Source organism: Rhodococcus sp. BE178, from assembly GCF_050433545.1.
GTDB lineage: Bacteria > Actinomycetota > Actinomycetes > Mycobacteriales > Mycobacteriaceae > Prescottella.
Window position 1 is genome coordinate 183,221 of record NZ_JBNPXA010000006.1, and the last position, 20,412, is coordinate 203,632.

Sequence of the window (20,412 nt, forward strand, 5' to 3'; positions counted from 1 at the left end):
GACGTCAGCCGCGCCCGTTGCTCCGAACGCCCAGCAGAACGTCGTCCCAGGACGGCAGTGCGGGCTTACCGCGCTTGTCCTTGCCGTGGGTGTGCTGGGGTGCGGTCTTCGGCTCGTCGTGCTCGGCCTCGTCGACGGGCTCCGGCGTGTCGACCTGCTCCGCCGATTCCTCTTCGATGTCGTTGTCCGCCAAGATGATCGACGAGTCTTCCGCGGCCTCGTGATCGTGGTCCTGCTCCATGTCGGCCGGGCCGTAGATGCCGTCGCTGGGGACGGGAGCCAGCCCGCGGAGCGGACGCCCGAAGTCGGGGTCGATCAGCTGGACCGCGGCGTCGTCGAGGGAGTTGATGGTGCCGCCGTGCGCGTCCGGCTGGTAGCGCCAGTGCGCGGCGTTGGTGCTCCGTCCGGCCTGCCACTGCAGCTGGGCCACCCAGTGGCCGTCCTCGTCCTTCCACGCGTCCCACGTGGCGGCGTCCATGTCGTGGCCGCGGGCTCGGAACGCCTGCGCGACGATCTCGGACAGGGTGTCCACGGCGGGGCCGTCCGGGCGGACCGGGTGACCGGCCTGTGCCATCTCGGCCGCGCGACTGCGTTCGAGAAGCACGGGATGTGCGTAGCGCTCCACCTTGGAGTACGGAATGCCCGCCTGCTCGGCGACCTGTTCGATGGATGCGCCGGCGCGGATACGGGCCTGGATCTCTCGCGGGCGAAGCTGACTGTCCATTTCGATCTCAATCTGGCCGAGTCGAGCGATGTCTCCGCGAGAGGCCGCGCGGAGCTTGTCATCGGCGGGGAGCCGGAACTTTTCGCCGGTATCTGGATCCGAACACACTACGTGCGCGCCGCCAGGTTCGAGACCGATCACTCGCAGCTCTCGCACACTGTCCTCCTCATCGCGCCGACTCGCGATCACGCCGGAATCGACTGTAATTCATCTGTGACCCGTGTGCAGGAAAGACACGCGTGTGAATACGTTTCCTCGCGATTTGCGCACATATCGGTGTTTCGCGGGCGTCCCCGGGACCGATACGTGCGCAAATCGCGGGGCGGCGGGGCGCGCGGACGACGAAAGGGAGGGGCGGTCACGCAATGCGTGACCGCCCCTCCCTTCAGAGGTAGTGCGGGATCAGCCGAGCTGCGAGACGACCCAGTCGATGCTCTTGGTGAGCTGCGAGATGTCCTCGGGATCGATCGCCGGGAACATGCCGATGCGCAGCTGGTTGCGGCCCAGCTTGCGGTACGGCTCGGTGTCGACGATGCCGTTGGCGCGCAGGATCTTCGCGACCGCGGCCGCGTCGACCGAGTCGGCGAAGTCGATGGTGCCGACAACCTGCGAGCGGTATGCCGGATCGGCGACGAACGGCGTCGCGTACTCGGAGGCCTCGGCCCACGAGTACAGGCGCTCCGACGAATCCTTGGTGCGCGCGGTGGTCCAGTCCAGGCCGCCGCCCGAGTTCATCCACGCGATCTGGTTCTCGAACATGAGCAGCGTCGCGAGCGCCGGGGTGTTGTAGGTCTGGTCCTTGGTGGAGTTGTCGACCGCGATCGGCAGCGACAGGAAGTCCGGCGTCCAGCGACCCGAGTCCTTGATCTCGGCGACACGCTCGAGCGCGGCCGGGCTCATCAGCGCGATCCACAGGCCACCGTCGGCGGCGAAGCACTTCTGCGGCGCGAAGTAGTAGACGTCGGCGTCGGCGGCGTTGACCGGCAGACCGCCGGCACCCGAGGTGGCGTCGATCGCGATGAGCGCGTTCTCCGAGCCCGCCGGGCGGGACACCGGCACGGCGACACCCGTCGAGGTCTCGTTGTGCGCCCAGCCGATGAGGTCGACGGAGCCGTCGGCGACGATCGCCGGCGCGGTGCCCGGATCGCTCGAGACGACGATCGGGTCACCGATGAACGGGTTGTTCTTCGCGACCGACGCGAACTTCGACGAGAACTCGCCGTAGGTGAAGTGCTGCGAACGCTCACGGATCAGACCGAACGCCGCGGCGTCCCAGAACGCGGTGGAGCCGCCGTTGCCGAGCACGACCTCGTAGCCCTCGGGCAGCGAGAACAGGTCGCGCAGGCCCGAACGCACGCGGGCGACGACGTCCTTGACGGGCTTCTGCCGGTGGCTGGTGCCGAACACCGAGGCGCCGACGTCGACCAGGGACTGCAGCTGTTCGGGGCGGACCTTCGACGGTCCGCAACCGAAGCGGCCGTCTACGGGCTTGAGGTCGGCGGGGATGATCGGAGTGCTCATCGGCGTGAGATGTCCTTCTCGGTTGTGGTGACGGTCCAACTGGTCTAGCTGTGCGAGATCTGGTCCCAGCCCTCGACCGAGTCGGGGGTGCGGGGCTCGGGGCCGGTGTAGATCGCGGCCGGGCGGACGAGCTTGCCCAGACGCTTCTGCTCCATGATGTGCGCGCACCAGCCGGCGGTGCGGCCACACGTGAACATCGCGGGCATCATGTGCGCCGGGACCTCGGCGAAGTCGAGGATGACCGCCGCCCAGAACTCGACGTTGGTCTCGATTGCGCGGTCGGGGCGACGCTCGCGCAGTTCGGCCAGTGCGGCCTGCTCGAGGGCGGCAGCCGCCTCGAAGCGGGGGGCGTTGAGGCGCTTGGCTGTGGCGCGGAGCACGCGGGCGCGGGGATCCTCGGCCCGGTACACCCGGTGACCGAAGCCCATGAGCTTCTCCTTGCGATCCAGGATGCCCTTGACCAGTGCGCGGGCGTCGCCGGTGCGCTCGGTCTCCTCGATCATCGGCAGCACGCGGGCCGGGGCGCCGCCGTGCAGCGGGCCGGACATCGCGCCGATCGCGCCGGACAGCGAGGCCGCGACGTCGGCGCCGGTGGACGCGATGACGCGCGCGGTGAAGGTGGAGGCGTTCATGCCGTGCTCGGCGGCCGACACCCAGTAGGCGTCGATGGCCTCGATGTGCGCGGGGTCCGGGTCGCCCTTCCAGCGCGTCATGAAACGTGCTGTGACGGTGGGGCATTCGTCGATCAGCTTCTGCGGGACGGCGGGCTGGTAGATCCCGCGGGCCGACTGCGCGACGTAGGACAGTGCCATGACGGACGCGCGGGCAGCCTGCTCGCGGGCGGTCTCGTCGTCGATGTCCAGCAGCGGCTGGTAGCCCCAGATCGGGGCGAGCATCGCCAGGCCGGCCTGCACGTCGACGCGGACGTCGCCGGTGTGGATGGGCAGGGGGAACGGCTCGGCCGGGGGCAGTCCGGGGCCGAATCGACCGTCGACCAGCAGGGCCCACACGTTGCCGAACGTGACACGACGACCGACCAGGTCCTCGATGTCGACACCGCGGTAGCGCAGCGCGCCGCCGTCCTTGTCGGGCTCGGCGATGTCAGTGGTGAAGGCGATGACGCCTTCGAGGCCGCTGACGAAATCCTCGGGTACTACAGCGCTTGGTGCCATTGCTCCTGGACTCTCCTCATCCGAGTGCGTCCCGGTGAGGGGTGCACTGCCTTGGACCGAATCAGCCTTCGACTACTGCGGTAACTGTCAGGTGCGGGATGCGCCGCCGGGCCTGGTACCCAAACTTTAGCCGGTGTCACCGGTCACCTGGTCGGCGCATACCCAGGGGTAGCGTCTGAGGCTGTGTCACCAGATTCCCAACGCCGGGGTTCCCGGAAGTCCGACCTCTCCGCGATGCGGGTGAGCTACGGCGAGATCGGACCCGAACGGCCCGTCGTCGACCCCGATCTGGAACCGTCGTGGCTCGACGACGGCTGGCCCGCGCTGGCGCGGCACTGGGTGGAGGACGCCGTCCAGGCCGCACTGCCCGAACCCAACGCGATGGTGCTCGGCACCGTCGACGCCGCCGGACACCCCTGCACGCGAACGGTGCTGTGCAAGGGACTCGACGCCGACGGGGTGCTGTTCTTCACGAACTACGACTCCGACAAGGGCCGTCAGCTCGCGGCCACCCCCTACGCGTCGGTGACGTTCACCTGGATTCCGCTGGCCCGGCAGATCACCGTCCGCGGCCCGGTGGAAAGAACCAGCGAGAACACGACCTCCGACTACTGGGCCAGCCGGCCCCGCGGCTCGCAGTTGGGGGCGTGGGCGTCGCAGCAGTCGCGGCCGATCGGCTCCCGGGCCGAGCTCGAGGCGGCACTGGTCGAGGCGGGCGAGCGGTTCGCCGTCGACGGGGACATCCCGGTCCCGGGACACTGGGGCGGATTTCGGATCCGACCGGAGTCGGTGGAGTTCTGGCAGGGCCGACCCAATCGCATGCACAACCGGATCCGCACCCGTCTGGTCGACGGTGCATGGATCGTCGAACGCCTCCAGCCGTGATGCGGGGACTGCTCGCCGACACCACACCGCTGCGCAATCGCGACTACCGCCGGCTGTGGACGAGCGGCATCGTCACGGTCATCGGCGGTCAGCTGACCGTGGTCGCGGTGCCGGTGCAGATCTACGCGATGACGCAGAACTCGGCGTACGTCGGCCTCGCCGGCTTGTTCGGGCTGGTCCCGCTGGTCATCTTCGGGCTGTGGGGCGGCGCACTGGCCGACGTCATGGACCGCCGAAAGCTGATCATCATCACCACGCTCGGGCTCATCGGCACGTCGGTGCTGCTGTGGCTGCAGGCCGCGTCCGGGGTGAACAACGTGTGGCTGCTGCTGTGCCTGTTCTCGCTGCAACAGGTGTTCTTCGCGGTGAACTCGCCCACCCGCAGCGCGATCATCCCCCGGCTGTTGCCGCTGAAGGACCTGCCCGCCGCGAACTCGCTCAACATGACGGTGATGCAGTTCGGTGCGATCGCCGGTCCGCTGCTCGCGGGCGTGCTCATCCCGCACCTGGGCTTCGCGACGATCTACCTGCTGGACTCGCTCGCGCTACTCGCGACGCTGTGGGCGGTGATCAAGCTGCCCGCGCTGCCGCCGACCGGGGAGACGCGCCGCGTCGGCCTGCGGGTGCTGGGGGAGGGCTTCACGTACCTCGCGACGCAGAAGGTGCTGCTGGCGTCGTTCGTCGTCGACATCATCGCGATGGTGTTCGGCATGCCGCGCGCGCTGTTCCCGCAGATCGCCGAGGACACCTTCGGCGACCCGAGCGGCGGCGGGCTCGCACTCGGGCTGCTGTTCGCCGCGATGTCGGCGGGCGCGGTCCTCGGCGGCGTCTTCTCCGGGTGGCTGCCGCGGATCCGCTACCAGGGCCGTGCGGTGATCGTCTGCATCGTGCTGTGGGGGCTGGCGATGGTCGGTTTCGGCGTGGTCGTCGGGATCTCGACCCCGGGCAGCTCCGCGGTGCTGCTGTGGCTCGCGCTCGGCTTCCTCGCGTTCGGCGGTGCCGTCGACATGGTCTCGGCGGCACTGCGTTCCACGATGCTGCAGCAGGTCGCCACCGACGACATGCGCGGCCGACTGCAGGGCGTGTTCACCGTCGTCGTCGCGGGCGGGCCGCGGATCGGCGACGTGCTGCACGGCGGCGCGGCCTTCCTGTTCGGCACCGCCGTCGCGTCCGCGGGCGGAGGCGTCCTGGTGGTGATCGGGGTGGTCGTGTCGATGCTGGCGTTCCCGGCGTTCGTCCGGTACCGCGTCAGCCGATCGGGTAGCCCCGAACATGTCTGAGTCGCGAATCGTCGTGTGCGGTGAGGCCCTCGTCGACCTGGTGCCGACGGGGGAGACCACGTTCGCGGCGCACCTCGGCGGCGGCCCGTTCAACGTCGCGATCGCACTCGGCCGCCTCGGCAGCCGCGTCGCCTTCTGCTCGAGGCTCTCCACCGACCCGTTCGGGGAACGGCTGCTCGCTGCGCTGGTCGCGGCGGGTGTCGACGTCTCGATCACGCAGCGGGGGCCCGAACCCACGACGCTCGCCGTCGCTGCCGTCGACCCCGACGGCGGTGCCGGCTACACGTTTCATGCCGACGGCACCGCCGATCGTCTCGTCGCCGATCCCGGACCGTTGCCGGCATCGGCGGCCGCGGTGTCGTTCGGCACGCTCTCGCTCGTGTTCGAACCCGGCGCGAGCGTGTACACGGATCTGTTGCGCCGCAGCCACGGCGAGGGGCGGCTCACGATCGTCGACCCCAACATTCGGCCGGACGTGTTCCCCGCCGACTACCGCCGCCGCTTCACCGAGTTGCTGCCGTCGATCGACATCGTCAAAGTCTCCGACGACGACGTCCAATGGTTGGGACGGGGTGTGGACGGCACGACGCCGGCGCAGTGGCTCGACCGCGGGGTCGCCGCGGTCGTCACCACCCACGGCGCCGACGGTCTGAGCGTGTGGACGCGTCGGTTCCGCGTAGAGGTTCCCGGTTGCCGGGTTCCCGTCGCGGACACCATCGGTGCAGGTGACACCGTTCACGGTGCGCTGCTGCATTGGCTCGACGAGCATCGCGCGCTGGATTCGGATTCGGTCGAGGGCCTCGGCGGGGGACAATGGCAGGACGCCCTGGAATTCGCGGCGCGAGCGGCCGCGGTCACCGTTTCCAGGCCTGCGGCGGACCCTCCGTGGGCATCGGAGCTCACGGGCGGCTAGTTTCTACTTGAATGTTACGAAGTTACTCACTGGTCTGAGTTTGAGAGGGATCCTTCCGTGCCCGCTGAGAATGACAACAAACCCACACTCAGCTACCCCGGTGGCGAGCACACAATGTCCATCGCCAAGGCGACTGAAGGCAATGACGGCATCGAGCTGGGCAAGCTCCTTGCCAACACGGGTTACACGACGCTCGACCCGGGCTTCGTGAACACCGCGTCCACCAGTTCCGCTATTACCTACATCGACGGTGAACAGGGCATTCTGCGCTACCGCGGATACCCCATCGAGGAGCTCGCGCAGCGCTCGACGTTCATCGAGGTCAGCTACCTGCTGATCTACGGGGAGCTGCCCACCGAAGCCCAGCTGGAGTCGTTCACGGACAAGATCCGTCGACACACGCTGCTGCACGAGGACCTCAAGCGGTTCTTCGACGGCTTCCCGCGCAACGCGCATCCGATGCCGGTGCTTTCGAGCGCCGTCAACGCGCTGTCCGCGTACTACCAGGACTCGCTGGATCCGGAGGATCCGGAGCAGGTCGAGCTGTCCACCATCCGACTTCTCGCGAAGCTGCCCACCATCGCGGCGTACGCGTACAAGAAGTCCGTCGGCCAGCCGTTCCTGTACCCGGACAACTCGCTGAGCCTGGTCGAGAACTTCCTCCGCATGACGTTCGGCTTCCCGGCCGAGCCGTACGAGGTCGATCCCGAGATCGCCAAGGCACTCGACATGCTGCTGATCCTGCACGCCGACCACGAGCAGAACTGCTCGACGTCGACGGTGCGCATGGTCGGCTCGTCGGACGCCAACCTGTTCACGTCCGTCTCCGCCGGTATCAACGCGCTGTGGGGCCCGCTGCACGGCGGTGCCAACCAGGCCGTGCTCGAGATGCTCGACGAGATCAAGGCCAACGGCGGCGACGCCAAGGACTTCGTGCGCAAGGTCAAGAACAAGGAAGACGGCGTGAAGCTCATGGGCTTCGGTCACCGCGTCTACCGCAACTACGACCCGCGCGCCGCGATCGTCAAGGAGACCGCGCACTCGATCCTCAGCAAGCTCGGCGGTGACGACAAGCTGCTCGAGATCGCGATGACCCTCGAGGAGACGGCGCTCACCGACGACTACTTCGTCGAGCGCAAGCTGTACCCGAACGTCGACTTCTACACGGGCCTGATCTACCGCGCGATGGGCTTCCCGACGCGCATGTTCACGGTGCTCTTCGCGCTCGGCCGCCTGCCCGGCTGGATCGCACACTGGCGTGAGATGCACGAGGATCCGGCCACCAAGATCGGCCGCCCGCGTCAGATCTACACCGGCTACACCCAGCGCGGTTACGTGGACCTGTCGGGCCGCTGACCCGTCCTGCCCGACTACGACTGATCGGACAACACACCATGAGCACCAAGCCCGAGATCGATTTCCAGGAGGGCCCCGCGCCCACCGAACTCGTCATCAAGGACATTGTCGTCGGTGACGGCCCCGAGGCCACCCCCGGCGCCAAGGTGGAGGTCCACTACCTCGGCGTCGAGTTCGACTCCGGCGAGGAGTTCGACTCCTCGTGGAGCCGTGGCGAATCCATCACCTTCCCGCTCGCCGGCCTCATCGCCGGATGGCAGGAGGGCATCCCGGGCATGCGCGTGGGTGGTCGGCGTCAGCTGACGATCCCGCCGGAGCTCGCGTACGGTCCGGCCGGCGGCGGCCACCAGCTGTCGGGCAAGACGTTGGTGTTCGTCATCGACCTGCTCGACGTCGTCGTCCCGCCGCCCGCTCCCGAGATCGAGCCGGCCACCGGCCCGGCCCCGGCCGAGCTGGTCATCGAGGACATCGAGGTCGGTGACGGCGCGGAGGCTCAGCCCGGCGGCGTCGTCGATGTCCACTACCACGGCGTCGAGTACGACACGAACGAGGTGTTCGACTCGTCGTTCCTGCGCGGGGAGTCCGTCGCGTTCCCGCTGAACCGGCTCATCCCGGGCTGGCAGGAAGGCATCCCCGGCATGAAGGTCGGCGGTCGCCGCAAGCTCACGGTTCCGCCGGAGCTCGCGTACGGTCCGGCCGGTGCCGGTCACCAGCTGTCGGGCAAGACGCTGGTGTTCGTCATCGACCTGCTGGGCACCCAGTAGTCCTGTAGAGCAACAGAACTCGGGCCCCGCACCGTTCCTCGGTGCGGGGCCCGAGTCGTGTCCGGGCTCGGTCGTCTCAGGACCGGCGGGTCAGCCCGATGACCGGCAGTTCACGATCGGTCTTCTGTTCGTATTCGGTGAACTGCGGCGCCGCCGCCGTGATCGTCGCCCAGGCGTCGTCGCGCTCGGTGTCGTGGAGGTGGGCGGCCAGGTTCATGAACCTGCCGCCGCGCCGGACCCGGCCCATCGCGAACTTGTCGACCCAGCGCACCATGCGTCCGTGCGGTGGGCGTGCTCCCCGGGTTCCACGTGGGTGGCTGAAGGTCATGGCTGCGTCTCCTCGTTCCGGGTCGGTACGGGACACGACCAGTATGAGCCGCGCGCGGGACTCTGCGGGACGAGAGACTCTGCGGGACGAGAGAGGGCGCCCCGGCCGAAGCCGGAGCGCCCTTGTCGCAGCGTGGTGAAGCTACCGCCGGATGACTACCGCGGGGTGCCCATGGCGTCGGCCAGCATCGGCCACGAGTTGTTCAGGTCGTCACGCCAGTAGCCCCACGAGTGGGTGCCGGCCGGCTTGAAGTCGAAGAACGCCTGCTCGCCCATGCCGTTGGCGTTGACCGCGTTGAACAGTCGGTGGGTGCACTCGTTGGTCGCAGCCTCGATGATGCCGCCGACGACGACCTGGTTGGCCAGCGTCCCGACGTTGCCGTTGATGCCCTGGCTGTCGAGGGTGTCGTGCGGGCCGGGCAGGCCGGACGCGTTGGAGACGTACAGCTTGGGGCCGCCCTTGAGCTTGCCGATGTTGATGATCGGGTCGTGTGCAATCCAGTCCGGGCTGCCGACCGGGCCCCACATGTTCTCGGCGTCGGCGTCGCCGCGGGCCGCGATCACGATCTGGATGTAGGTCTGGCCGACCGGAGTCGCGGTGTCCGCGCAGCCGCTGTACGCGCCGACGGCCTTGTACAGCTGGGGGTCCTTGAGCGCGAGGTTGAACACCGAGGTGCCCGACGTCGAGATGCCCGCGAGCGTGTTGACACCGGTGGTGCCGAGCGCCGAGTCGATGACCGGCGGGAGTTCCTCGGTGAGGAAGGTCTCCCACTTGTTGGCGCCGTGGAGAGACGGATCCGCCTTCTGCCAGTCGGTGTAGTAGGTGAACGCACCCTGCATCGGGGTGACGACGTTGACCTGCTTGCCCGCGAAGAACGTGCCGATGTCGGCCTGCTTCTGCCACGAAGCCGAATCCTCGCCACCACCGGCGCCGTTGAGCAGGTAGAGCGTGGGGGCCGGCTTGGAGGTGTCCGCCGGACGGATCACCTCGAGCGGGATGTCCCGGCCCATCGACTCGGAGCGGACGACCAGGGACATCTTGTTGCCCGTGCCCTGCTTGGCGGAGACCAGCTTGGTGCCGCCGTTCGACTGGGCAGCCGCCTCGACCTTGGCTGCGTCGGTTCCCGGCGCTGCGGCCGTGGCCACCCCGGCCCCCAAGAACACGGGAAGTGCGGCGACCGTCGCCGTCGTGGCGCCGATCAACGCTTTGAGCCGGCGGGACTTCTTGGTTACACGCATACTTACTCGCCTTCGGTGGTCGGCCGGGGAGCGCGGCTGTGCTCCCACGGTTCTGGACGTGTGTATATCACTTTCGCTATCGGGTCTACGTCACGATTTGCTACGGGTTGCCCGAAAGTTCTCGACACGTTCCAGAATTATCGGACACAAACCATCAGACCATGTCGTTTTTCTGCAACCAACGCAAGGTCGGCCAGCCACAGAAGACCGGCAGCCAACACGTCAGGACGCGGTACAGCAGTACGGACGGTACCGCGATCCCCACGGGCAGCCCGAAAGCGGTGAGGCCACCGATGAGTGCGGCTTCCACGGCGCCGACACCGCCCGGCGTCGGCGCAGCCGAGGCGAGGGTGCCGCCGATCATCGTGACGATCGTGACGGTGACGAACGTGGTGCCGCCGCCGAACGCCTCGACGCTGGCCCACAGGGCGAGCGCGGCGCCGAGGGTGGTGCCCGCGCTGCCGAGCACGATCAGCAGGAATCGGCCCGGGCTGCGGGCCAGTTGGGTCAGCGACCCCAGCACCTCGGTGAGCTGTGGGCGGACCTCGTCGTTGAGCCAGCGTCGCGCCTTCGGGATGAACATGAACGTGCCGATCGCACCGAGGGCGATGCCCGCGATGAGGTACAGCGTCGTGCCCTTGGGGACGAAGTGCGACAGGTCGGCGTCGCGCCCGGCCGCCACGCTGAAGAAGATCAGCAGCGCGATGTGGGTGACCACCTGCACGGTCTGCTGCAGCGCCACGGCCGCCGTGGCGCGGACCGTGCCGAGACCGCCCTTCTGCAGGAAACGCACGCTCAGTGCGAGCCCGCCGACGCCGGCCGGGGTGGTGGTGGCGGCGAACGTGTTCGCCACCTGCATGATCAGCAGGTCCCGGTAGCGCACGAGCTCGGATGCGCACGCCCACAGTGCCGCCGCCGCCCCGACGTAGGTGAGTGCCGACACCACCAGCCCGGCCAGTGCCCACCACCAGTTCGCCGTCTTCAGTTCGGTGAGGAACGTGGGGACCTGGCTGATGAACGGGTACGCGACGTAGACCAGGCCGATCAGCAGCACCAGCTGGATGATCTGGTTCCGGGTGAAGCGGGTGACCTGTTCGGGCGCGATCTTCTCGATGTCGGTCTGCCGGCCCACCTCGTCGCGGATCGCCGAGAGCATCGCCGACGAATCGGGGACGTGTTTGCGCAGCCGCGACGGCATCGCCGACTTGGTGAGCCGACCCGACGCGGCGAGGATCCGGTCGCGGCCCTGAGCGTCCAGTGCGGCCCGCACGGCCGGTTCCACGCCGAACAACGCTGCCGTGGTCAGCAGCATCTGCGCGATGTCGGAGAGGACCTGTGCCTCGGTCGGCCCGAGCTCGGCGTACGAGAACCCGTCGAACAGGGCGCGGCCGTCCTCGATCCGGATCTCGCTCGCCCGCAGGTCTCCATGGGTGATCTGGTTGGTGTGGAGTTCGCCGAGCGATCGCCACATCACCTCGAGCAGGGTGTCGCGGGGTTCCGGGTGATCGGTGGCCAGCGTCGCGACGGGGGCGCCGTGGGAGACGGGGTGCACGTACAGCTGCCATCCCCGGTCCAGGGCGGACACCGCGATCGGCTTGGACGCCGCCAGGCCCGCATCGGCGACCGCGATGCCCATCAGGGCGCGGTGCTCGACGGCCCGCGCGAGCGACGCGTGCACCGGTGCACTCTCGCTGCTGCGCAGCGCCAGCCACTGCGAGACCTGTCGGATCGCGCCGCGGCTGCGCTGATTCTGTCCGTACAGTTCGACGATCAGTTCGGGCTCTCCGTCGTCGCGCGAGGCGCCGAGGATCAGCGGACCGCTGCCGGCCGGGGCGATCACCCGGAACGCGGTGATGCGGTGACCGAGCCGCTCCAGCGATTCCACCGCGGACTCGAGCGGCACCTCCAACGCCGGCGTGCCGACCACCAGGACGATGACGGCGCCGACCAGGTAGCCGACCGCCAGCCCCAGCATCGAGCGCGCGGGCACGATGGAGCTGACGATCAGGTGGATCGGCGCGAACGCCAGCAGCAGCGCCCACCACAGTCGCCGCCACCGCTTCGGCAGCCACGGCCCCGACACCGTCAGGACGGCCGCGAGCATCGCGATCCAGCGGGGGTCGTCGAGGAACTGGGACAGGAACGTGTTGAGGCGGTCCGAGACGTCGAGGTGCCACTGCGGCGCGGCCAGCCCGGTCCCGGTGAACGACAGTGCGAGCCCCGCGATCAGCCCGGCCGCGGCGTAGCCGGCCAGCAGCTTCCAGCGGCGTCCGACGATCAGCTGGATCAGGATCGCGAACGGCAGCGCGAGGATCGCGACCCCGTACAGGAGATAGACGGTGTCCGAGACCCCCGGCGACAGGATGCCGACGATGTCGGACACCGACGTCTCGAGCGCGTCCCATTCGCTGCGGGTGATCACCGAACCGGCGATGACCGCGCCGAGCAGGGTCAGCGCGATGACCACCCGCAGGATGTCGCTCGTGCGCCGGACCAACGGCTGCAGGAGGCTGCCGGTGACCGGGATGTCGCGCCCGTCAACTCGCAAGGGACACCACCAGTCGCACGCCGCCGAGCGGGCTGTCCTCGAATCGCGCCCGGCCCCCGTGGAGGTGGGCCTGCTGAGCTATCAACGCGAGGCCCAGTCCGGACCCGCCCTTCGCGGCGCCGCTGCCGCGTCGGAAGCGTTCGAACACCTCGGTTCGTTCCTCCTCGGGAATGCCGGTGCCGTCGTCGTCGACGGTGACGGTGACGGTGCCCGGCGCGTCCCGGCCTGCGCCGATCGACACGTGTCGCGCGCCGCCGTGACGGACGGCGTTGGCGATGGCGTTGTCGAGCGCCAGCCGCAGTCCCGCCGGCAGTCCTCGCAGCACGAGACCGGGTGGGGCGTCGACCGTCACGGTGAGGCCGGGGTGCTGACGCTGTGCGTCCTCGGCGGCGAGGTCGCACAGCTCCGTCAGATCGGTGTCGACATGGTCCTTCTCGCTGGACAGTTCGCCCGACGCGAGGCGCTCGAGCGCGGTGAGGGTCGCCTCGACGCGACCTTGGGTGCGGATGAGGTCGCCGAGGATCTCGGCGCGCTGGTCGTCGGACAGATCGAGCGTGTCGAGCACCTCGAGGTCGGTCCGCATCGCGGTGAGCGGGGTTCGCAGTTCGTGTGCGGAGGCGGCTGCGAAGTCGCGCGCGGTGTCGAGGGCGGCGGCGGTGCGGGACTGCGCATCGGAGACATCCTGCAGCATCGCGCCGGCGGCCGCGGCCAGTTCGTCGGCCTCGCGGACTCCGGACGCGGCGGTGGCGAGGTCGCGGTCGCGGCGGCTCACCCGATGGGTCAGTTCGACCAGGGGCCGCACCGCCCGCCCGCCGAAGATCCAGCCGAGGCCGCCCGCGGCGACGATCGCGAGCACACCCACGAGCGCGACCTGCTGCTGTTGTTCGGTCGTCGGATCCTGCGCCTCCGCGAGCGGAACGGCCACCGACAGCAGCGCCGTGGATTCGGGCCCGAGCGGGGCGGTGAAGGTTCGGAACGGGGTGCCGCCGACGTCGACGGTGTGCGACCCGAGGTCGAGCGCGGGAAGCCGGCTCGACGTGCTGGAGACGACCTTGTCGCCCGCCCGGATCGTGACCGCGAACGCTCCGCCGTCGCCGAGGACGTTGAGGAACGGTGCGGCGGCGGGCGCGTTGACGACCAGCACCCGCGACGCGGTCTCGAGGCGTCGGTCCAGTTGCTGCAGGTTGTTCCGCGCGATCGCGAGCGCGAGGTAGACGCCGACGGCGGCGACGATGATCGTCGCTCCCAGTGCCGTCGCCATCGCGACCCGCGCGCGCAGCGAATGCGGGCGACTCACGCCGGTTCCCGGAGAACGAATCCCACGCCGCGCACCGTGTGCAGCAGCCTCGGTGTGCCGTCGGTTTCGAACTTGCGCCGCAGGTAGCCGACGAAGACGTCGACGACGTTGGTGTCGGCGACGAAGTCGTAGCCCCACACCAGATCCAGTAGCCGTTCCCGGCTGAGCACGACGCCGGCGTTGCGGGCCAGCACCTCGAGCAGCTCGAATTCCCGCTTGGTCAGCGGAATCTCGGTGTCGTCGAGCCACACGCGGCGGCCCGAGAGGTCGATGGACAGGGGGCCGACGGTCAGCGGCGGCTCGGTGCCGGGGCCGGCGGCGGCCGAGCGGCGCCGCAGCATCGCGCGGATCCGGGCGACGAGTTCGGCCAGGACGAACGGTTTGACGAGGTAGTCGTCGGCACCGGATTCGAGGCCCGCGATGCGGTCGTCGACCGAGCTGCGGGCACTGAGTACACAGATCGGGATGTCGTTGCCCATGCCGCGCAGTGCCGTGACGACACCGGTGCCGTCGAGCACGGGCATGTTCATGTCGAGCACGAGAGCGTCGGGCTCGACGTCGGCGATCACCCGCAGCGCGATCGCGCCGTCGGCCGCGGTGAGAACGGTGAATCCGGACAGCCGCAGCCCACGCTCGAGTGAGGCGAGAACATCCTGGTCGTCGTCCACGACCAGGACCGTCGCGGGTGTGGTCACGTGAGCATTGTGCCTGGAACGAGGGTCCGATTCGTGCATGATCGTCACCGGTCCGATTCCGGTGGCTGCAGGTGTCGGTGCGTGATGAGCACGTCCGCCACGCGCACGAACGCCTCCAGATCCGCGGCGGGGACACCGTCGAAAAGGTCGTGCGCGGCCTGCTGCCGCAGTTCCCGGATCCGCGCGGCGTCGGTGTGTCCCCGCTCGGTGAGGGCGACGATGTGGGCGCGGCGGTCGGTCGGATGGGGGTCACGCCGCAGGTGACCGGACTTCTCGAGCGCGTCGACCAGGGCGGTGACCTGGCGGGTGCTGCAGCGCAGGACGCTCGCGAGGTCGCGCTGCGTCATCGGCGGATTCTCGAGGACGTACAGCAGGGCGCGGGTGCGTGCCGTCGTCAGCCCGAAGGTGCGCATACCTGCAGCCGTCGACGACGACAGGTGCTCGGCCAGAAGGTAGGCGCGAGCCAGCGCATCGCGAGTGTCGGGGGTGTCGGGCACGGCGATGATGCTAATTCATTGTGAACACTGTTCACGAACCGTGCCCGACGGCCGGGTCACTGCACGCAGCGCTGCACCAGGGCGCCGATGCCCTCGATCCGAGTGGTGACGACGTTGCCGGGGACGAGGAAGCGCTGCGGGCTGCGTCCCACGCCCACGCCGGCCGGGGTGCCGGTGAACACGATGTCGCCGGGGCGCAGGGTGCACACCGCCGACAGGTGCGCGATCAACTCCGCGACCGGGAACATCATCTGCGAGGTGCGGCCCGACTGGACCGTCTCGCCGTCGATCTCGCACGTGATCGCGAGGTCGGTCGGGTCGGCGAACTTGTCCGGGGTGACCAGCCACGGGCCGGTCGGCCCGAAGCCGGGGTGCGACTTGGCCAGCGAGAACTGCGGTGCGGGGCCGGTCATCTGGGAGGTCCGCTCCGAGAAGTCCTGTCCGACAGTGAGCCCGGCGACGTGTGCCCACGCATCGGCCGCCGCCACGTCGGTCGCCTCGCGGCCGATGACGGCCACCAGTTCCACCTCCCAGTCGACGGTGTCGGTGGGCAGCCGCAGGTCCGTCTCGGGGCCGGTGAGGCAGCTCGCGAACTTGGTGAAGGTGGGCGGCGCGTCCGGCGCGTCGAGGCCCGTCTCCGCCGCGTGGTCCCGGTAGTTGAGGCCGATCGCGAACACCTGACTCGGCGCCGGAGATGGGGCGCCGAGGTCGCGGACCTCGAACGGGGCGCCGGAGGTGGTGACCGTGGTGGTGTCGGCGGCCGCCCACGTCGTGAAGGCCTCCCACTCGGCGTAGATGGCGGGCAGGTCGGGGCCGAAGCGTCCCGCGCTGGCGGTGTGGATGTCGACGGCCAGGTGTCCGTCGACGAGAACTGCTCGTCCGGAGAGGTTGGCGATGCGCACGGTCGTCACGTCCTGTCTGTGGTCGGGTGTGGACAGTAGATCCGAGAAATATCGGAAAAGCAATATAATTTCGAAACTTGACTCTCGATTCGCATCGTCCTGTACTTGCGGAATGGCACGAGCGAGCGGAACCCGCGCTGACGAGATCCACGCGCGGCTGCGAGCGGACATCCTCGGAGGTGTGCTCGCGCCGGGGGAGAAGCTCGCGTTCGGCCAGTTGCAGGCCCGCTACGACGCGAGCACCGGCGTCCTGCGGGAAGTCCTGCCCCGCCTCGTCGAGCGGGGGCTCGCGGTCTCCGAGGCGCAGCTCGGCTTCCGCGTGGTGCCGGTGTCCGTACCGGACCTGTTGGAGCTCACCGAGACCCGCGTGTTCGTCGAATCCGAGGCGCTGCGGCAGTCGATCGCGCACGGCGACGTCGAATGGGAGTCGGCGGTGCTCGCGGCGCGGCACACCCTCGCGCGGACGGCGGCCGTGGACGCGGACGGCAGGGTCGCCGAGGCGTGGCTGTCGGCGCACGGCAACTTCCACGGCGCACTCCTGCGCGCGTGTCCCAACGGGCGCCTGGTCCGTATCGCCGAATCGCTGCGCGACGTCTCGGAGGTGTACCGCTGCTGGAGTGTTCGCAGTGCAGAGTCCGAGAAACGCGACGTCGACGCCGAGCACGGACGGATCGCCGCGGCCGCCGTCGAACGGGACGTGGACCGCGCGGTGGACGAACTGCGACGGCACATCGAGTCGACGACTGCGCTGCTGATCGCCGGGGTGGACGCGTGATCGGGCTCGGCGACCTCGAGACCGCGGTGATGGACGTGCTGTGGAGCGTGGACGAATCGGTGCGGGTGCGGGACGTGATGGATCGACTGCAGTCGCCGCGGCCGCTCGCGTACACCACCGTGATGACCGTCCTCGACAACCTGCACACCAAGGGCATGGCGTCGCGGCAACGCGTCGGACGGGCCTATCGGTATCGCGCCACCCGCAGCCGGGAGGAGACCGCGGCCGATCTGGTTCGTCAGGTGCTCCGGTCGAGCGGTGACGCCGAGCAGGTCATGCTGCACTTCGCGAACTCCGCCTCGGAGGACGAGTCGAGGATCCTGCGTCGGGCCGCGCGGCATACACAGACGCGCCGACCGGGTGGCGTCGGGTGATCGCCGCGATCGGCCTCACGGTCGCCGCGGTGGTGCTCGGGTTCGCGGCGCCGCACTGGCTCGGCCTGCTCGCGGCACCCCACCGGCACCCACGGGTGGCCCTCGCGGCCTGGCTGTCGTCGCAGGCGTTGTTCGTCGGTGTGGTGGCGGCCGTGCCCCTCGTCCTCTGGGTGCGGCCGGGGGACCGCTGGCACCTCCTGCCGTCGTCGACGCTGTCGTGTGTCAACTCCCTGCGCCGGAACGGCACTGTTCCTTGGTTTTCCGCGGTCGAGGCAACGCTCTGGGGCGCCGGTCTGCTGGTGCTCGGACGGATCGTGGTCGTCGTCTCGCGGGCTCTGCTCCGCCATCGCCGAATCACCGAGGAGCACGCGTCGGTGTTGCGTCTGGTGGGCCGGCCCACCGTGACCGACGGCGATGACGTCTTCCACCTCGTCGGGCAGGGCGTCGCGGCGTACAGCATCGGCGGCCGCTCCCCGGCGATCGTGTTGGGAACTGGTGTACGCGAACTCGATCCGTCGGCCCGGGCGGCGGTCCTGGCCCACGAACGCGCCCATCTGACCGGGCGTCACCACCTGCTGGTGGCGTGGGCAGGCGCACTGAATGCTGCCGTCCCGTTCGTCCCTGTGGCGCGGGTGGGGGCAACGTGGATTCGTGTGCTGGTGGAGTTGTCCGCGGACCGTCACGCCGCCGCGTCGTGTGGTTCGGGAGCGGTGTGCGCCGCGCTCGAGAGTTGGCACGGCGAGGCGCGGGACCCTCGGCCGGCGGCGATGTCGGCCGCGGGCTTCGTCGAGGATCGGGTGGTGTGGCTCTCGGGACTGCGCGCGCCGCGTCGTGGAGCGCAGGTCCTGCACTATCCGCTCGCGCTCGCCCTGTCGGCGCTGCCGGTGCTGGCGACGTTCTCCGCCGTGGTCGCGGCGCTCGCGGCCTCCTGCGCGATCTTCGGCGGCTGACCCGTACCGGACCGCTCGGCCGGCGCGGTGCAGGCGGGTCCGCACAGGCTCCGACGCCGGCGCAGCACGACTGCCGTCGTCAGCAGGACGAGTGAGAGAACCGCGAGCACCGGTTGCAAGGGTGCCCAGAACCCGAGGGCGCCGCTCGTCCCGAGCGCGAGCAGGACGATCTTGTTGCAGACCGGGCAGCCCACGGCGAACACCGCGAGCATCACTCCGGCCGCCGCGCCGGTCGGTCGGCGTTCCTGGGGGCTGGGGCGGATGCCGAACCACAGGGCGGTCAGGGCCGCGGTGGCCGCGAGGACCGGGTGCTCCCACCAGCGCACGGGCACCTCGCGTCCGAAGAACGGGGTGTCGATGATGTCCGTCGGGACACCCACCACGATGACGGTGACGAGACCCGCAGCGAGGCCGTGTATCAAATACATTCCGCTGCTGGAATTTTCGGTCACGATGCGCGGAACCCCTTCGTCGACGGAGGTCTCAGACCTACTAAGTCTGATAGTAGTTCCATGTACTATCGCCGATAGTGGTCGTGGGCGAGTGTGCATGGAACGAACGGAGGACGGATGGCGTCGCGGAGCAAGCTCTTCGGGATCAGGCGGGACGTATGGCTGCTCGGAGCGCTCGGCGTCGTCGCGCTCGTACTGGCCGGGGTTCTCGTGCTGGAACGGATGCGCACCACGGACGAGCCGACCTCGACGGCGGTGGCAGCCACCGAAGGCCTCGAGGCCGGAATCGGGCCGGTCGGCGACATGGCCCGCCGGGTGGACGGCGACCCGTTGGCGCGCGGACCGGTCGACGCTCCGGTGGTGCTGGTCGTGTACTCGGACTATCGCTGCCCGTTCTGCGCGAAGTTCAGTCACGACACCGAACCCCAGCTCGTCGACAAGTACGTCGAGGCGGGAAAGCTGCGGATCGAATGGCGCGACCTGCCGATCTTCGGAGAGGAGTCGATGGTCGCCGCGCGGGCCGGCAGGGCCGCGGCCGCGCAGGGCAAGTTCTGGGAGTTCAACTCGGCTCTCTACGCCGCCGCGCCGGATCGCGGACATCCGACCTTCGACCAGGCCGCACTTCGGGGGTTCGCGGAACAGGCCGGTGTGCCGGACCTGGATCGCTTCGCGCGTGACGCCGCGGACACCTCGGTGGACACCGAGATCGCGTCGGACGTCATGGAGGCCAACATGATCGGAGTGTCGAGCACACCGTCGTTCGTGGTCGACGGCTATCCCGTGCTCGGCGCCCAGCCGCTGTCGGTCTTCGAGCAGTTGATCGCGAAGACCGGTGGGCAACTGCCGTGACCGACATCGGACTGCTCGGTGCGCTGTTGGGCGGTCTGCTCTCACTGGTAAGTCCCTGTTCGGCGTTGCTACTGCCGTCCTTCTTCGCCTACGCCTTCGACGGTGTGGGACGGCTCGCAGCCCGGACCGCGGTGTTCTACGTCGGCCTCGCGGTGGTGCTGGTGCCGCTCGGCGCCGGTCTCGGGGCGATGGGATCGTTGCTGACCCAGCACCGCGAGACGGTGACGACGGTCAGCGGTCTGGTGCTGATCGCGCTCGGTGTGATGACGGTGTTCGGCCGGGGATTCGCGTTCGCTCCCGCGCAACGCGCGGCGGGATCCGTCCGCATCTCCGGGACCGTGTCGGTGTTCGCGCTCGGAGCGGTCTACGGGTTCGCCGGGTTCTGTTCCGGGCCCCTGCTCGGCAGCGTTCTCACGATCGCGGTGGCCGGGGGCGGTGCCGGCTACGGCGGACTGCTGATGGCCGTCTACGCGCTCGGGATGACCGTGCCGCTCTTCGTGCTGGCGTTGCTCTGGGATCGATTCGATCTGGGACGGCGTCAGTGGTTGCGGGGCAAGCAGATCGCGCTCGGCCCGGTGCGTCTACACACGACGTCGCTGGTGTCGGGCCTGCTGTTCGTGGCGCTCGGGGCCCTCTTTCTCGTCACGGACGGGACGGCGAACCTCGGCAGTGTGATGGGCGTGGACGACCAGTTCTCGCTCCAGGTCACGTTGAGTGAATGGGCCCGGAACGTCTCCGACACGGGGATCCTGCTGGCGCTCGTGCTGGTGCTGTTCACGGTGGTGGCGGTGCGGGTGGTGCGTCGGCGCCGATCCGAGTCCGCGGCGTCGGAGCCGGATCCGGGCCAGGGCGGCTGAACTACCGTGGGTGGCGCACCGCATGCACCATCGAC

General features: G+C 69.3%; 21 protein-coding genes and 1 pseudogene. 11 read left to right on the forward strand and 11 right to left on the reverse strand.

Annotation, left to right across the window (positions count from 1 at the left end; genetic code table 11):
- Positions 1-4: 4 nt before the first annotated feature.
- The 3 genes from sepH to J2X34_RS13700 form a co-directional block, all read right to left on the reverse strand.
- On the reverse strand, positions 5-880 hold the full coding sequence (gene sepH, locus J2X34_RS13690; RefSeq protein ID WP_429517772.1) for a septation protein SepH: 876 nt from the start codon (positions 878-880) through the stop codon (positions 5-7).
- 246 nt (positions 881-1,126) lie between these two features.
- Positions 1,127-2,245, reverse strand: a complete 1,119-nt coding sequence (serC, locus tag J2X34_RS13695) for a phosphoserine transaminase (protein ID WP_114722927.1) — start codon at positions 2,243-2,245, stop codon at positions 1,127-1,129.
- A 44-nt stretch (positions 2,246-2,289) separates the two neighbouring features.
- A complete protein-coding gene (locus J2X34_RS13700) occupies positions 2,290-3,417 on the reverse strand; it encodes a citrate synthase 2 (protein WP_114722928.1) in 1,128 nt (375 codons plus the stop codon).
- Between the two features lie 234 nt (positions 3,418-3,651).
- On the opposite strand from J2X34_RS13700, the gene pdxH reads away from it, so the two are divergent.
- The 6 genes and pseudogenes from pdxH to J2X34_RS13730 all read left to right on the forward strand — a co-directional run bounded on the left by pdxH (position 3,652) and on the right by J2X34_RS13730 (position 8,615).
- Positions 3,652-4,302, forward strand: coding sequence for a pyridoxamine 5'-phosphate oxidase (pdxH, locus tag J2X34_RS13705; protein WP_429517877.1), 651 nt, complete (start codon positions 3,652-3,654; stop codon positions 4,300-4,302).
- Entirely contained in the window at positions 4,302-5,582 is a 1,281-nt protein-coding gene (locus J2X34_RS13710) for an MFS transporter (protein WP_429517879.1), read from the forward strand. The genes pdxH and J2X34_RS13710 overlap by 1 nt, the downstream gene beginning before the upstream one ends.
- Complete coding sequence (locus J2X34_RS13715) at positions 5,575-6,495, forward strand: carbohydrate kinase family protein (protein ID WP_429517774.1); 921 nt, start codon at positions 5,575-5,577, stop codon at positions 6,493-6,495. Before J2X34_RS13710 ends, J2X34_RS13715 begins: the two co-directional genes overlap by 8 nt.
- Before the next feature lie 57 nt (positions 6,496-6,552).
- Positions 6,553-7,851, forward strand: coding sequence for a citrate synthase (locus J2X34_RS13720; protein ID WP_114722932.1), 1,299 nt, complete (start codon positions 6,553-6,555; stop codon positions 7,849-7,851).
- 38 nt (positions 7,852-7,889) lie between these two features.
- Positions 7,890-8,246 (forward strand): annotated as a pseudogene (locus tag J2X34_RS13725) (FKBP-type peptidyl-prolyl cis-trans isomerase); the annotation flags it as partial.
- On the forward strand, positions 8,235-8,615 hold the full coding sequence (locus J2X34_RS13730) for an FKBP-type peptidyl-prolyl cis-trans isomerase (RefSeq protein WP_254622950.1): 381 nt from the start codon (positions 8,235-8,237) through the stop codon (positions 8,613-8,615). The pseudogene J2X34_RS13725 and the gene J2X34_RS13730, both read left to right, overlap by 12 nt.
- A 76-nt stretch (positions 8,616-8,691) precedes the next feature.
- On the opposite strand, the gene J2X34_RS13735 is transcribed toward J2X34_RS13730, so the two are convergent.
- The 7 genes from J2X34_RS13735 to J2X34_RS13765 all read right to left on the reverse strand — a co-directional run bounded on the left by J2X34_RS13735 (position 8,692) and on the right by J2X34_RS13765 (position 16,120).
- Entirely contained in the window at positions 8,692-8,943 is a 252-nt protein-coding gene (locus tag J2X34_RS13735) for a nitroreductase/quinone reductase family protein (RefSeq protein ID WP_429517777.1), read from the reverse strand.
- Positions 8,944-9,098: 155 nt separating this feature from the next.
- Positions 9,099-10,181, reverse strand: a complete 1,083-nt coding sequence (locus J2X34_RS13740; RefSeq protein WP_114722935.1) for an alpha/beta hydrolase — start codon at positions 10,179-10,181, stop codon at positions 9,099-9,101.
- A 154-nt stretch (positions 10,182-10,335) separates the two neighbouring features.
- A complete protein-coding gene (locus J2X34_RS13745) occupies positions 10,336-12,729 on the reverse strand; it encodes a flippase-like domain-containing protein (RefSeq protein ID WP_429517779.1) in 2,394 nt (797 codons plus the stop codon).
- Positions 12,719-14,026 (reverse strand): sensor histidine kinase, encoded by a 1,308-nt coding sequence (locus J2X34_RS13750; protein WP_114722937.1) that lies wholly within the window; start codon positions 14,024-14,026, stop codon positions 12,719-12,721. The genes J2X34_RS13745 and J2X34_RS13750 overlap by 11 nt, the downstream gene beginning before the upstream one ends.
- Complete coding sequence (locus J2X34_RS13755) at positions 14,023-14,760, reverse strand: response regulator transcription factor (RefSeq protein ID WP_114723010.1); 738 nt, start codon at positions 14,758-14,760, stop codon at positions 14,023-14,025. The genes J2X34_RS13750 and J2X34_RS13755 overlap by 4 nt, the downstream gene beginning before the upstream one ends.
- Positions 14,761-14,765: 5 nt before the next feature.
- Positions 14,766-15,218 (reverse strand): MarR family winged helix-turn-helix transcriptional regulator, encoded by a 453-nt coding sequence (locus J2X34_RS13760; RefSeq protein WP_254622816.1) that lies wholly within the window; start codon positions 15,216-15,218, stop codon positions 14,766-14,768.
- Between the two features lie 56 nt (positions 15,219-15,274).
- Complete coding sequence (locus J2X34_RS13765; RefSeq protein WP_429517881.1) at positions 15,275-16,120, reverse strand: fumarylacetoacetate hydrolase family protein; 846 nt, start codon at positions 16,118-16,120, stop codon at positions 15,275-15,277.
- A gap of 112 nt (positions 16,121-16,232) precedes the next feature.
- Here J2X34_RS13765 and J2X34_RS13770 point away from each other — a divergent pair, with 112 nt between their 5' ends.
- The 3 genes from J2X34_RS13770 to J2X34_RS13780 are packed head-to-tail and all read left to right on the forward strand — an operon-like array spanning position 16,233 to position 18,219.
- Positions 16,233-16,895: a GntR family transcriptional regulator gene (locus tag J2X34_RS13770; protein WP_114722938.1), complete on the forward strand. Its 663-nt coding sequence runs from the start codon at positions 16,233-16,235 to the stop codon at positions 16,893-16,895.
- On the forward strand, positions 16,895-17,269 hold the full coding sequence (locus J2X34_RS13775; protein WP_429517885.1) for a BlaI/MecI/CopY family transcriptional regulator: 375 nt from the start codon (positions 16,895-16,897) through the stop codon (positions 17,267-17,269). Before J2X34_RS13770 ends, J2X34_RS13775 begins: the two co-directional genes overlap by 1 nt.
- A complete protein-coding gene (locus J2X34_RS13780; RefSeq protein ID WP_429517783.1) occupies positions 17,266-18,219 on the forward strand; it encodes a M56 family metallopeptidase in 954 nt (317 codons plus the stop codon). Before J2X34_RS13775 ends, J2X34_RS13780 begins: the two co-directional genes overlap by 4 nt.
- On the opposite strand, the gene J2X34_RS13785 is transcribed toward J2X34_RS13780, so the two are convergent.
- The gene (locus tag J2X34_RS13785) at positions 18,120-18,647 is read right to left on the reverse strand and encodes a hypothetical protein (protein WP_429517785.1); all 528 of its coding nucleotides are present in this window, start codon (positions 18,645-18,647) and stop codon (positions 18,120-18,122) included. The two genes, J2X34_RS13780 and J2X34_RS13785, sit on opposite strands and share 100 nt — an antisense overlap.
- A 141-nt stretch (positions 18,648-18,788) precedes the next feature.
- Between J2X34_RS13785 and J2X34_RS13790 the strand changes: the two genes are divergently transcribed.
- Complete coding sequence (locus J2X34_RS13790; protein WP_429517787.1) at positions 18,789-19,520, forward strand: DsbA family protein; 732 nt, start codon at positions 18,789-18,791, stop codon at positions 19,518-19,520.
- A complete protein-coding gene (locus J2X34_RS13795) occupies positions 19,517-20,377 on the forward strand; it encodes a cytochrome c biogenesis CcdA family protein (protein WP_114722942.1) in 861 nt (286 codons plus the stop codon). Before J2X34_RS13790 ends, J2X34_RS13795 begins: the two co-directional genes overlap by 4 nt.
- Positions 20,378-20,412: the final 35 nt, after the last annotated feature.